This is a genomic window from Geobacillus sp. YHL (assembly GCF_022341265.1).
In the GTDB taxonomy this organism is placed as follows: Bacteria; Bacillota; Bacilli; order Bacillales; family Anoxybacillaceae; genus Geobacillus; species Geobacillus thermoleovorans.
This window is the reverse complement of record NZ_JAEIGB010000014.1, coordinates 56,828-69,754: the sequence shown is the minus strand read 5'-3', so window position 1 is coordinate 69,754 and position 12,927 is coordinate 56,828. Positions and strand designations below refer to the sequence as shown.

Below are 12,927 nucleotides of genomic sequence, written 5' to 3'. Positions count from 1 at the left end.
GCAGGGATTTCCGATCCCGAAGGCGAAGGTTATTTGACCCCGAGCGGCGGCGAGCCGGAGCTGGACAGCGCGAAAAGCGCAGGCGAGCGGCTTCTTCCTGAGCACGGTTATCTAGTTTTGAGGGAATGAACTTCCTTCTTGACATTGTTTGTTTTTCAAGTATAATAAATGATGTCAAAATCCAAATGCTTGCCTAGTGGCTATGGCGGAGGGGAAACACCCGTTCCCATCCCGAACACGGAAGTTAAGCCCTCCAGCGCCGATGGTAGTTGGGGCCAGCGCCCCTGCAAGAGTAGGTCGCTGCTAGGCAGGCAAAAAAATGAGGGAGCTGAATGGTTCTCTCATTATTTTTGCCTAATGGGAAATGAGTCATTTTGAATGACGCCATTTTCAATCCTCTCCCCCAAAATGTAAAGCGTGATCATCGTTTCCTAGACCCCCTTTTTCATAAAAGCGATAGGAAACGGAAACTCGCGTAAGGGTGTCCTGTACGGCATGGACACCCTCTTTTTTTATTTTTTTCGGAAAGGCAGGTATCTCCTTTTTTGGACTCGTGGGGGAGATTATTCGCTTTTTTTGATGACAATTTTCTTTTTCGGCTCGTCAGGGATGAGTCGATGCAGGTGGATGAACAACAGGCCGTTATGGTATGTTGCTTCGATGCGGTCCTCTTTGACGGCGAACGGCAGTGGGATTGTTTTTTGGAATTGGCCTTGGAAAAGGCCTTCTTCTACTAGCTCAAACCCTTTGAAGTTTAGATTAATGGTTGCCTTCACTTCCAACGTTTTGTATGATACATACACTTCTGCATCTTCGATTTTTTCGAGCCCCGGGAGGCTGATGACAACGAGCAGCTCGTTGTCTTTTTTGTAAATGTTCATGCCGGATGATGGCTTGTTCGATGACGGCAGCAACGGCTGGATGCTTCCCCAAAAATCATTTTGGAAAAATTGCTGCCAATGTTTTGTCCAATCGGAAAACGGCGTAAACGGATTTTCTTTGGCCATCGTGTCTCTCCTCCTCCGCTCATTCATCATATGCCGCCTTCTTCGTTTGGTGATTCAAAAAACACGAACATTTGCTTTGATGAAATACTGAATGTTCGATTTTTTCCTTGACACGCCGAAAAAAAACCTGCTACTATAAAGGTAACTTCATAGTGTATGAGAAGATCCCTCATATAATTTTGGGAATATGGCCCAAAAGTTTCTACCCAATCACCGTAAATGATTGGACTATGAGGGAAAGGATCGGTTTTGGCTTTTTTTCGATCAGCAACTGTCAAAGCCCAGAACGATGCTTTCCCTCGCCTGCGAATGGGAACGCATGTTCTGGGTTTTGTTGTGCTAGCAAAAGGAGTGAAACGGTATGAGCCCGCTCGTTGGGGTGATCATGGGAAGCCATTCGGATTGGGAAACGATGAAACATGCTTGCGCCATTTTGGAGGAATTGGGTGTTCCGTTTGAGAAAAAAGTCGTATCGGCGCACCGGACGCCGGATGAGATGTTTCGGTATGCGGAGACAGCCGAGGAGCGCGGCATCCGCGTGATCATTGCCGGCGCTGGCGGAGCGGCTCACTTGCCGGGGATGATCGCGGCGAAAACGACGCTGCCGGTGATTGGGGTGCCCGTGCAGTCAAAAGCATTGAATGGACTTGATTCGTTATTGTCGATTGTGCAAATGCCAGGCGGGGTGCCGGTGGCGACGGTGGCGATCGGCAAGGCGGGGGCGACCAACGCCGGACTGCTCGCCGCATCGATTCTTGGACTGCTTGAGCCACGCTATATGGAGGCGCTCAAAGCGCGGCGGGAAGCGATTCGCAAACAAATCGTAGAAAGCAGTGATCAATTTGACTAAGCAACGGATCGTTCCTGGGCAGACGATCGGCATCATCGGCGGGGGGCAGCTCGGGCGGATGATGGCTTTGGCGGCGCGCGAGATGGGTTTTCGCATCGCCGTGCTCGACCCAACGCCTGACTCCCCGTGCGGGCAAGTGGCCGATGTGGAGATTACGGCGCCTTATCATGATTTGGACGCCATCGCTGAACTGGCCCGCGTGAGCGATGTCATTACGTACGAATTTGAAAATATCGATGCGCGAGCGCTTGAGTGGCTGGAGGCAAACGCCTATGTCCCGCAAGGAAGCCGACTGCTTGCGGTGACGCAAGACCGGGCGCTGGAGAAAGCGGCGATCGTTGATGCCAGCTTGCCGGTGGCGCCCTATGTCGAAGTGAATGGAGCGGAGGAACTTGAACAGGCCGTTCAGACGATCGGTTTCCCGTGCGTCTTGAAAACGCGGCGCGGCGGCTACGACGGCAAAGGACAATATGTGCTGCGCGGCGAAGGCGATCTAGCCAAAGCGGCTGATTTGCTTGGGCTTGGCCCATGCATTTTGGAAGGCTGGGTGCCGTTTGTGAAGGAAATGTCGGTCATTGTCGCCCGCAACCTCGATGGTGAGACGGCTGTTTTTCCAGTGGCGGAAAATATTCATATCGAGAACATTTTGCATCAAACGATCGTTCCGGCTCGAATTCCGGAAAGCGTGCAAGAGCGGGCCATTCGCTACGCGGAAGTGTTGGCCGCATCGTTTTCGCTCGTTGGGACGCTGGCGGTGGAAATGTTTTTGACTGCGGACGGGGATATTTATATTAATGAGCTGGCCCCTAGACCGCACAACTCCGGACATTATACAATCAATGCATGCGCGACGTCGCAGTTTGCCCAGCACATCCGCGCCGTCTGCAACTGGCCGCTCGGATCGACCGAATTGTTGAAGCCGGCGGTGATGGTCAATATTTTAGGCGAGCACGTCGAGCCGGTCATTCGGCATATCGGTGCGTTCGACGGGGGGACCTACGTCCATCTGTACGGCAAACACGAAGCGAAGCCGAAGCGGAAAATGGGGCATGTGACGGTGCTGGCAGACGATGTCGAGGCGGCGTTGGCGAGAATCGAATCGTGGCAAATTTGGCATGATCGGAGGCTGGAACGAGGATGATTGAACGTTACACAAGACCGGAAATGGGAGCGATTTGGACCGAGGAAAACCGCTTTAAGGCATGGCTTGAGGTGGAACTGCTCGCGTGCGAGGCGTGGGCCGAGCTTGGCGTCATCCCAAAAGAAGATGTCCGCCGCCTGCGTGAAAACGCGTCGTTTGACGTCAACCGCATTAAGGAAATCGAAGAAGAAACGCGCCACGATGTCGTCGCCTTCACCCGCGCCGTTTCTGAGACGCTTGGGGAAGAACGAAAATGGGTGCATTATGGTCTCACGTCGACCGATGTCGTCGATACGGCGCTCGGCTACTTGTTAAAGCAGGCGAACGCGATTTTGCGGCGTGATTTGGAAAACTTCATTCAAGTGCTGAAAGAGAAAGCGCGCGAACATAAATACACGGTCATGATGGGGCGCACGCACGGCGTTCATGCCGAACCGACGACGTTCGGGCTGAAGCTGGCGCTTTGGTATGCCGAGATGGTGCGAAATTTGGAGCGGTTTGAACAAGCTGCCAAGATGGTGGAAGTAGGGAAAATTTCCGGCGCAGTCGGCACGTACGCCAACGTGGATCCGTTTGTGGAGCAGTATGTGTGTGAAAAACTCGGCTTGACGCCGGCGCCGATTTCGACGCAGACGCTGCAGCGCGACCGCCACGCTTACTATATGGCGACATTGGCCTTAATTGCGACATCGATTGAAAAATTTGCCGTCGAGATTCGCGGCTTGCAAAAAAGCGAAGTCCGCGAAGTCGAAGAGTTTTTTGCCAAAGGACAAAAAGGCTCATCAGCGATGCCGCATAAGCGCAATCCGATCGGTTCGGAAAACATGACCGGCATGGCGCGCGTCATTCGCGGCTATATGGTGACAGCGTACGAAAACGTGCCGCTTTGGCATGAACGCGACATTTCCCATTCGTCGGCCGAGCGCATCATTTTGCCGGATGCGACGATTGCGTTGAATTATATGTTGAACCGATTCGCGAATATCGTGAAACATTTGCTTGTGTACCCGGAAAACATGAAAAAAAATATGGAGCGCACGTTCGGGCTCATTTATTCACAGCGAGTCTTGCTTGCTTTGATCGACAAGGGGATGACGCGCGAGGAGGCGTACGATTTGGTGCAGCCGAAAGCGATGGAAGCGTGGGAGAGACAAGTGCCGTTCCGCTCGCTTCTTGAAGCGGATGAGCGGATCATGAGCCGGCTGACGAAAGAGGAGCTCGATGATTGTTTTGATTATCGCCATCACTTGAAACATGTCGATACGATTTTTGCCCGCTTAGGGTTGGAGTGAGCGGCTGCCGGCTGGTCGAAGCCGGCCGGCTATACAAAAGATTTTCAATCTTCTGGACAAATGGAGGCGTTGATCGTGCCGACGAAACAACAGCTGTTATATGAAGGGAAAGCGAAAAAAATTTACGCGACTGACGAGCCAGATGTGCTTTGGGTCGAGTACAAAGACAGCGCAACGGCGTTTAACGGCGAAAAAAAGGCGACGATCGCCGGCAAAGGGCGGCTCAATAACGAGATTTCCAGCTTGTTGTTTTTGAAGCTGCGCGAAGCAGGCATTGCCAATCATTTTATTGAAAAGCTGTCGCCAACGGAACAATTGGTCCGGCGCGTGACGATCATCCCGCTTGAAGTCGTTGTCCGCAATGTGGTAGCGGGAAGTTTAGCCAAGCGGATCGGTCTAGAGGAAGGGACGCCGCTTGAGGCGCCGCTTGTTGAGTTTTATTACAAAAACGACGACCTTGGCGACCCGTTGTTGTTGGAAGATCATATCTTCATTTTAAAACTCGCCAGCCGCGAGGAAGTCGCCGCGCTGAAGCAGGCCGCGCTTGCGGTGAATGACGTGCTGCGCCTCCATTTTGCCGAGCGGAACGTGCGGTTGATTGATTTTAAGCTTGAGTTCGGCCGTACAGCAGACGGAGCCATCCTCTTGGCGGATGAGATTTCACCGGACACGTGCCGGTTATGGGACGCAAAGACGAACGAAAAGCTCGACAAAGACGTGTTCCGCCGCGACTTGGGCAGTTTGACGGACGCATACGAAGTCATTTTACAACGGTTAGGGGGAGAATCGGCATGTACAAAGTAAAAGTGTATGTCACGTTGCGAGAGAGTGTGTTGGATCCGCAAGGGACCGCTGTAAAAGGGGCGCTGCACAGCTTATCGTATACGGAAGTGAAAGATGTACGAATCGGGAAGTTTATGGAGCTCGTGATTGAAGAGAGCGACCGCGACATCAACGAGCTCGTTCGCGAGATGTGTGAAAAACTGCTTGCCAACCCGGTGATTGAAGACTACCGCTATGAAATCGAGGAGGCCGTCGCCCGATGAAGTTTGCCGTCGTTGTGTTTCCGGGATCGAATTGCGATGTCGATATGTATCATGCGATCGCCGATGAACTTGGCGAAGAGGTCGAATACGTTTGGCATGACGAGGACGATCTAGACCGTTTTGACGCCATTTTGCTTCCAGGCGGGTTTTCGTACGGCGATTACTTGCGTTCCGGAGCCATTGCCCGTTTCTCCAAGGTGATGGCTGCCGTAAAAAAAGCCGCCGAAGCGGGAAAACCGGTGCTTGGGGTGTGCAACGGGTTTCAAATTTTGCTCGAAGCCGGCTTGCTTCCTGGGGCGATGCGCCGCAATCAAGGGTTGAAATTCATCTGCCGGCCGGTCCAGCTGACGGTGGAAAATCATGAAACGATGTTTACGTCTGCCTACGAAAAAGGCGAAGTCATTACAATTCCAATCGCCCATGGTGAAGGGAATTATTATTGCGATGAACAGACGCTCGAGCGCCTTGTCAAGAACCGGCAAATCGTGTTCCGTTACCATGGAGAAAATCCGAACGGCAGCTTGGCGGATATTGCCGGCATCGTCAATGAACGGGGCAATGTGCTCGGCATGATGCCGCATCCGGAGCGGGCGGTCGACGCCTTGCTCGGCAGCGCGGACGGATTGAAACTATTCCGATCGATCGTCAACTATTGGAGGGAGACGCATGTCGTTACTGCTTGAGCCGAGCGCGGCGATGATCAAAGAACAAAAGTTGTACCGTGAGATGGGGTTAACAGATGAAGAGTTTGCGCGCATTGAAGCGATTTTGGGGAGGCTGCCGAACTACACGGAAACCGGCATTTTTGCCGTCATGTGGTCGGAGCATTGCAGCTACAAAAACTCGAAGCCGGTGCTGAAAAAATTCCCGACTGATGGTCCGCACGTGCTGCAAGGGCCGGGTGAGGGTGCGGGCATTGTCGATATTGGCGACGGGCTGGCGGTGGCGTTTAAAATCGAAAGCCATAACCATCCGTCAGCGATCGAGCCGTATCAAGGGGCGGCGACCGGGGTCGGCGGCATCATCCGCGACGTCTTTTCGATGGGGGCGCGGCCGATCGCGCTTTTGAACTCGCTTCGGTTTGGCGAACTGACGTCGCCGCGCGTCAAATATTTGTTTGAGCAGGTCGTCGCTGGCATTGCCGGGTACGGCAACTGCGTCGGCATCCCAACTGTCGGCGGCGAGGTGCAGTTCGACCCGGCGTATGAAGGCAACCCATTGGTCAACGCCATGTGCGTCGGGATCATCCGCCATGAGGACGTTCAGCGCGGCGTGGCGACCGGGGTCGGCAACACGGTCATGTACGTCGGGGCGAAAACGGGCCGTGACGGCATCCACGGGGCGACGTTTGCTTCGGAAGAGTTGAGCGAACAGTCGGAAGCAAAGCGTCCGGCCGTGCAAGTCGGCGACCCGTTTATGGAAAAACTGCTGCTTGAGGCGTGTCTTGAAGCAGTCAAGTCCGATGCGTTAGTCGGCATTCAAGATATGGGGGCGGCAGGACTCACGAGTTCATCCGCCGAGATGGCAAGCAAAGGCGGATTTGGCATTGAAATGAATTTGGATCTCGTCCCGCAGCGTGAGGCAGGCATGACGCCGTACGAAATGATGCTGTCCGAATCGCAGGAACGGATGCTGCTTGTTGTCAAGCAAGGTTGTGAAGACGAAATCGCCGCGATTTTTGCCAAATACGGCCTAGAGGCCAAAGCAATCGGCAAAGTGACCGATGACAAAATGCTCCGCCTCTTGTTCCGAGGCGAGGTGGTGGCGGAAATTCCGGTGGACGCCTTAGCGAAAGACGCGCCGGTGTATCATAAACCGTCTGCGGAGCCGGCTTATTACCGCGAGTTTCAAGCGATGCCGCCGTATATTCCGCACATCGAAGACTACAATCAAACATTGCTCGGGCTGCTCGCCCAGCCGACGATTGCGAGCAAAGAATGGGTGTACGACCAGTACGACTATATGGTGCGGACGAATACGGTCGTCGCCCCGGGATCGGACGCGGCGGTCGTGCGCATCCGCGGCACGAACAAGGCGCTCGCGCTGACGACGGATTGCAACTCGCGCTACTTGTATTTGGATCCAGAAACGGGCGGGAAAATCGCCGTCGCCGAGGCGGCGCGCAATGTCGTCTGCTCCGGAGCGAAGCCGCTCGCCATTACGGACTGCCTCAACTTTGGCAGCCCGGAAAAGCCGGAGATTTTCTGGCAGCTCGAAAAAGCGGTCGACGGGATGAGCGAAGCGTGCCGGGCGCTCGGGACGCCGGTGGTGAGCGGCAACGTCTCGCTGTACAATGAAACGAACGGCGAGGCCGTGTACCCAACCCCGGTCGTTGGCATGGTCGGTCTCATTGATGATCTTTCCCATATTACGACTCAGTCGTTTAAGCAAGCGGGCGACCTCATTTACGTGATCGGCGAGGCGAAGCCGGAGTTTGGCGGCAGCGAGTTGCAAAAATGGCTGGAAGGCCGCATTTTTGGAAAAGCACCGGAGATTGACTTAGAGGTGGAAGCAAGCCGCCAGCGCCAGCTGCTTGCAGCGATCCGCGCGGGGGTGGTGGCGTCAGCGCATGATATTGCCGAAGGAGGATTAGCCGTTGCGCTTGCTGAGTGTGTCATGGGTGCCTCGGGGCTTGGCGCCAAGGTGACGATCGGCGGTGACCTCGTCAGTGAACTGTTCAGCGAAACGCAATCACGCTTTGTTGTCTCGGTGAAAAAAGAGCAAAAAGAGGCGTTTGAGCAACTGGTTGAAGCGAAACAAATCGGCGAAGTGACAGACGATGGCGTATTCGTGGTGAACGGGGAGCACGGTGAGACGCTCATTCACCTTTCCGTTGCCAAGATGCGAAATGTCTGGAAAGGGGCTATTCCATGCTTGCTGAAATCAAAGGATTGAACGAGGAGTGCGGCATTTTCGGCATTTGGGGGCATGAAGACGCCGCCCGGCTCACATACTACGGGCTTCACAGCCTGCAGCACCGTGGGCAGGAAGGGGCCGGCATCGTTGTCGCGCATAACGGGAGCTTATCCGGTCATAAAGGGCTGGGGCTGGTGACCGATGTGTTTCAAAGCGGTACGCTCGATGCGCTCAAAGGGGCGGCGGCCATCGGTCATGTCCGCTATTCGACGGCGGGCGGGGGCGGCTATGAAAACGTTCAGCCGCTCTTGTTCCGCTCGCAAACCGGCGCGATGGCGTTGGCCCATAACGGCAACTTGACAAACGCCATCGAGTTGAAGCTCGCGCTTGAAGGACAAGGAAGCATTTTTCAGACGACATCGGATACGGAAGTGTTCGCCCATCTCATCCGCCGCAGCCAAGCGCCGACGTTTGTCGAGCAAATGAAAGAGGCGCTCAGTCAGATCGAAGGGGCGTTTGCGTTTTTGCTGCTGACGGAAAAGGCGCTCTATGCGGCGCTTGATCCGCACGGGTTTCGGCCGCTGTCGCTCGGCCGGCTCGGCTCGGCGTATGTCGTGGCGTCGGAAACGTGCGCGTTTGACGTCATCGGCGCCACATACGAGCGGGAAGTGGCGCCTGGGGAATTGCTCATCATCAGCCGCGAAGGGGTGCGTTCAGAACGGTTCGCTTCTAGGCAGCCGCGGTCGATTTGCAGCATGGAGTACATTTATTTCGCTCGTCCGGACAGCCATGTCGACGGCATCAATGTCCATACGGCCCGAAAAAACTTAGGAAAGCGGCTGGCTTTGGAAGCGCCGGCAGAGGCCGACATCGTCACCGGCGTGCCGGACTCAAGCATCTCTGTTGCCATCGGCTACGCTGAGGCGAGCGGCATTCCATACGAATTGGGGTTGATTAAAAACCGATATGTCGGGCGGACGTTCATCCAGCCGTCGCAGGCGTTGCGTGAGCAAGGAGTGAAAATGAAGCTGTCGCCGGTGCGCGGGGTTGTGGCCGGCAAACGGGTTGTGATGGTGGATGATTCGATCGTGCGCGGGACGACAAGCCGGCGCATCGTCACGATGCTCCGTGAAGCGGGGGCCGTGGAAGTGCATGTGCGCATCAGCGCGCCGCCGATCACCCATCCTTGCTTTTACGGCATTGATACGTCGTCAAAGGAAGAATTGATCGCGGCGAATCGCACTGTTGAAGAGATTCGGCGCTTGATTGGCGCTGATTCCCTCGCCTTTATCAGCCAGGAAGGGATGCTTGAGGCGATCGGGCGCCCGGACGTCTCGCCAGAGCGCGGGCAATGTTTGGCGTGTTTCACTGGCCAATATCCGACCCGTCTCGGTCAAGCGGCGCGGCCATGTCTGACGATGAAATGATGGAGGAAGTATAACCGGTGCAGCTGACGAATGTGGTGGCGCGTTTCCGCGAGAGAAACGCTGCGCAACAAGAGCGTCGCCTGGCGTCCTGAGCGTGATGGGCGGCGAAAAGGAGGAGTTGACGTGGCAAAGGCATACAAACAAGCAGGGGTCGACATCGAGGCTGGTTATCAGGCCGTCGCCCTCATGAAAGAGCACGTGCAAAAAACGATGCGTCCCGAAGTGCTGGGTGGGATCGGCGGGTTTGGTGGCTTGTTTGATCTATCCGCGCTTGGTTACCGCCAGCCGGTGCTTGTCTCCGGCACGGACGGTGTCGGAACGAAGTTGAAACTAGCGTTTTTGCTTGACCGGCATGATACGATCGGCATCGACTGTGTCGCTATGTGTGTCAACGATATTATTGTCCAAGGGGCGGAGCCGCTCTTTTTCCTCGACTATATCGCTTGCGGCAAGGCGGTGCCGGAAAAAATCGCCGCCATCGTCAAAGGGGTGGCCGACGGCTGCGTGGAGGCCGGCTGCGCCTTGATCGGCGGGGAGACCGCGGAAATGCCAGGAATGTATGATGAAGATGAGTATGATTTGGCTGGGTTTGCGGTCGGCGTTGCGGAAAAAGAGCGACTCATAACCGGAGAGACGATTCAAGCGGGCGATGCGCTTGTCGGCCTGCCATCAAGCGGCCTTCACAGCAACGGCTATTCGCTTGTGCGCCGCATTGTGTTTGAACAAGCGAAATTGTCGCTTAATGAGATTTACGAGCCGCTTGATGTTCCGCTCGGCGAGGAGTTATTGAAGCCGACGCGCATTTATGCGAAACTGTTGCGCTCTGTGCGCGAGCGGTTTACGATCAAAGGGATGGCGCATATTACCGGCGGCGGGTTGATCGAAAACATTCCGCGCATGCTGCCGCCAGGAATAGGCGCGCGCATTCAGCTCGGTTCATGGCCGGTTTTGCCAATTTTTGACTTTTTGCGTGAAAAGGGCAGCCTTGAGGAAGAAGAGATGTTTTCCGTCTTTAATATGGGCATCGGCCTTGTGCTCGCTGTCAGTCCGGAAACGGCGGCGCCTCTTGTTGAGTGGCTTTCGGAACGAGGCGAACCGGCGTACATCATCGGCGAAGTGGCCGAAGGAGCGGGCGTGTCGTTTGCTGGAGGGGGCCGGGCATGAAGCGGCTGGCGGTGTTCGCTTCAGGAAGCGGCACGAACTTTCAAGCGATCGTGGACGCGGCCAAACGCGGCGATTTGCCGGCTCGTGTGGCGCTTTTGGTCTGCGACCGCCCTGGTGCGAAAGTCATTGAACGAGCGGCGCGCGAAAACGTGCCGGCGTTCGTGTTTTCCCCAAAAGACTACCCGTCCAAAGCGGCGTTTGAGAGCGAGATTTTGCGTGAGCTAAAGGGACGCCAAATCGACTGGATTGCGTTGGCCGGCTATATGCGCTTGATCGGGCCGACGCTGCTTTCGGCTTATGAGGGGAAGATCGTCAACATCCATCCGTCGCTGTTGCCCGCGTTTCCGGGCAAAGATGCGATCGGCCAAGCGTATCGGGCTGGTGTATCGGAAACGGGCGTTACCGTTCATTACGTCGATGAGGGAATGGATACCGGGCCGGTCATCGCCCAGCGCGTTGTTCCGATCGTGCCGGGCGAGCCGATCGAGGCGCTTGAGGAGCGCATCCATCAAGTCGAACACGAGCTGTACCCGACGGTGTTGCGCATGCTGCTAGGGGAAAAGGAACAACAGGAAGAAAGGATCGAGAACGATGGCAGTGAAACGAGCATTGATCAGCGTGTCCAATAAGGAAGGCATCATTCCGTTTGCGAAGCAGCTGGCTGAACTTGGCATTGATATCATTTCGACCGGTGGGACGAAACGAGCGCTTGAAGACGCCGGCGTTCCCGTCATTTCGATTTCCGATGTCACCGGCTTTCCGGAAATTTTGGACGGGCGCGTCAAAACATTGCATCCGGCCATTCACGGCGGCATTTTGGCGGTGCGCAGCGATGAGCGCCACCAAGCAGCGCTCGCAGAGCATGGCATTCGCCCGATCGATTTGGTCGTCGTCAACTTGTATCCGTTCCAACAAACGATCGCCAAACCGGATGTGACGCTCGCGGAGGCGATTGAAAACATCGATATCGGCGGCCCGACGATGGTGCGTGCGGCGGCGAAAAACTATGCTGATGTCGCGATTGTCGTCGATCCAGCCGACTATCCGATGGTGATTGAAGAACTGAAAACGACCGGTTCGATCCAAGCAAAAACGCGGCAACAACTGGCGGCGAAAGCGTTCCGCCATACGGCGGCGTATGACGCGATGATTGCGGAGTATTTGACAAACCTCACCGGAGAGAACTATCCGGAAACGCTCACGGTCACGTATACGAAAAAACAATCATTGCGCTATGGCGAGAATCCGCATCAATCGGCAGCGTTTTATGCCAAGCCGCTCGGTGCGGCGTTCTCGATTGCCAACGCGGCACAGCTGCATGGCAAAGAGTTGTCGTACAACAACATTAACGACGCCAATGCGGCGATCAACCTCATTCGCGAATTTCAAGAGCCGGCTGTGGCCGCCATCAAACATATGAACCCGTGCGGCGTCGGCGTCGGCGCGACGCTTCTTGAGGCGTTTACGAAAGCGTACGAAGCGGACCCGGTGTCGATTTTCGGCGGCATTATTGCGGTCAACCGTGAAGTGGACAAAGAAACAGCCGAACGGATGCACGACATCTTTTTGGAAATCGTCATCGCTCCGTCATTCAGCGACGAGGCGTTTGCCATTTTGACGAAAAAGAAAAACATCCGTCTGTTGGCGCTTGATTTTACCGCGCCGGACGTCAAGGAAAAAATGCTCGTTTCCGTCAATGGCGGCTTGCTCGTCCAAGAGGCCGATACGTTCACGCTCGAAGACGCTGAATGGAACGTCGTTACGAAGCGCGAGCCGACCGAGGCTGAGCGCGAACAGCTTCGGTTTGCTTGGAAGGTTGTCAAACATGTGAAATCGAATGCGATTGTACTGGCCAAAAACGGGATGACAGTCGGCGTTGGCGCCGGGCAAATGAACCGGGTCGGCGCGGCCAAAATTGCGATCGAACAAGCCGGGGAACAGGCGGTTGGCGCCGTGTTGGCCTCCGATGCGTTCTTCCCGATGGACGATACGGTCGAGGCGGCGGCGAAAGCCGGCATTACCGCGATCATTCAGCCGGGCGGCTCGATTCGCGACGCGGATTCGATCCGCAAAGCGGATGAATACGGCATCGCCATGGTCTTCACCGGCGTGCGCCACTTTAAACATTAAGCGTGGCAAAGGAG

The 12,927-nt window shown here is 55.4% G+C and carries 12 protein-coding genes, 1 rRNA gene and 1 riboswitch; of the genes, 12 read left to right on the top strand and 1 reads right to left on the bottom strand.

The window, feature by feature from the left end:
• The first annotated feature begins 192 nt into the window (after nt 1-192).
• Nucleotides 193-309, top strand: a 5S ribosomal RNA gene (gene rrf / locus JCR24_RS12445).
• Nucleotides 310-563: 254 nt separating this feature from the next.
• Here rrf and JCR24_RS12440 read toward each other — a convergent pair.
• The gene (locus JCR24_RS12440; RefSeq protein ID WP_013144124.1) at nt 564-1,007 is read right to left on the bottom strand and encodes an Hsp20/alpha crystallin family protein; all 444 of its coding nucleotides are present in this window, start codon (nt 1,005-1,007) and stop codon (nt 564-566) included.
• 149 nt (nt 1,008-1,156) lie between these two features.
• Nucleotides 1,157-1,258: riboswitch (purine riboswitch) on the top strand.
• Nucleotides 1,259-1,368: 110 nt separating this feature from the next.
• Between JCR24_RS12440 and purE the strand changes: the two genes are divergently transcribed.
• The 11 genes from purE (at nt 1,369) to purH (ending at nt 12,913) form a co-directional block, all read left to right on the top strand.
• Nucleotides 1,369-1,857 (top strand): 5-(carboxyamino)imidazole ribonucleotide mutase, encoded by a 489-nt coding sequence (purE, locus tag JCR24_RS12435; protein WP_013144125.1) that lies wholly within the window; start codon nt 1,369-1,371, stop codon nt 1,855-1,857.
• On the top strand, nt 1,850-2,998 hold the full coding sequence (gene purK / locus JCR24_RS12430; RefSeq protein ID WP_011229767.1) for a 5-(carboxyamino)imidazole ribonucleotide synthase: 1,149 nt from the start codon (nt 1,850-1,852) through the stop codon (nt 2,996-2,998). Before purE ends, purK begins: the two co-directional genes overlap by 8 nt.
• Nucleotides 2,995-4,290, top strand: coding sequence for an adenylosuccinate lyase (gene purB / locus JCR24_RS12425; RefSeq protein ID WP_013144127.1), 1,296 nt, complete (start codon nt 2,995-2,997; stop codon nt 4,288-4,290). Before purK ends, purB begins: the two co-directional genes overlap by 4 nt.
• A gap of 60 nt (nt 4,291-4,350) precedes the next feature.
• Nucleotides 4,351-5,094: a phosphoribosylaminoimidazolesuccinocarboxamide synthase gene (gene purC, locus JCR24_RS12420; protein ID WP_014194762.1), complete on the top strand. Its 744-nt coding sequence runs from the start codon at nt 4,351-4,353 to the stop codon at nt 5,092-5,094.
• The gene (purS, locus tag JCR24_RS12415; protein ID WP_014194763.1) at nt 5,082-5,336 is read left to right on the top strand and encodes a phosphoribosylformylglycinamidine synthase subunit PurS; all 255 of its coding nucleotides are present in this window, start codon (nt 5,082-5,084) and stop codon (nt 5,334-5,336) included. The genes purC and purS overlap by 13 nt, the downstream gene beginning before the upstream one ends.
• Nucleotides 5,333-6,019, top strand: coding sequence for a phosphoribosylformylglycinamidine synthase subunit PurQ (gene purQ, locus JCR24_RS12410; protein WP_238980735.1), 687 nt, complete (start codon nt 5,333-5,335; stop codon nt 6,017-6,019). The genes purS and purQ overlap by 4 nt, the downstream gene beginning before the upstream one ends.
• Entirely contained in the window at nt 6,003-8,231 is a 2,229-nt protein-coding gene (purL, locus tag JCR24_RS12405) for a phosphoribosylformylglycinamidine synthase subunit PurL (protein WP_238980734.1), read from the top strand. The genes purQ and purL overlap by 17 nt, the downstream gene beginning before the upstream one ends.
• Entirely contained in the window at nt 8,207-9,619 is a 1,413-nt protein-coding gene (gene purF, locus JCR24_RS12400; RefSeq protein WP_238980733.1) for an amidophosphoribosyltransferase, read from the top strand. The genes purL and purF overlap by 25 nt, the downstream gene beginning before the upstream one ends.
• A gap of 123 nt (nt 9,620-9,742) precedes the next feature.
• Nucleotides 9,743-10,783, top strand: coding sequence for a phosphoribosylformylglycinamidine cyclo-ligase (purM, locus tag JCR24_RS12395; protein ID WP_238980732.1), 1,041 nt, complete (start codon nt 9,743-9,745; stop codon nt 10,781-10,783).
• Nucleotides 10,780-11,412, top strand: a complete 633-nt coding sequence (gene purN, locus JCR24_RS12390; protein ID WP_011229775.1) for a phosphoribosylglycinamide formyltransferase — start codon at nt 10,780-10,782, stop codon at nt 11,410-11,412. Before purM ends, purN begins: the two co-directional genes overlap by 4 nt.
• Nucleotides 11,375-12,913, top strand: coding sequence for a bifunctional phosphoribosylaminoimidazolecarboxamide formyltransferase/IMP cyclohydrolase (purH, locus tag JCR24_RS12385; RefSeq protein WP_144329963.1), 1,539 nt, complete (start codon nt 11,375-11,377; stop codon nt 12,911-12,913). The genes purN and purH overlap by 38 nt, the downstream gene beginning before the upstream one ends.
• Nucleotides 12,914-12,927: the final 14 nt, after the last annotated feature.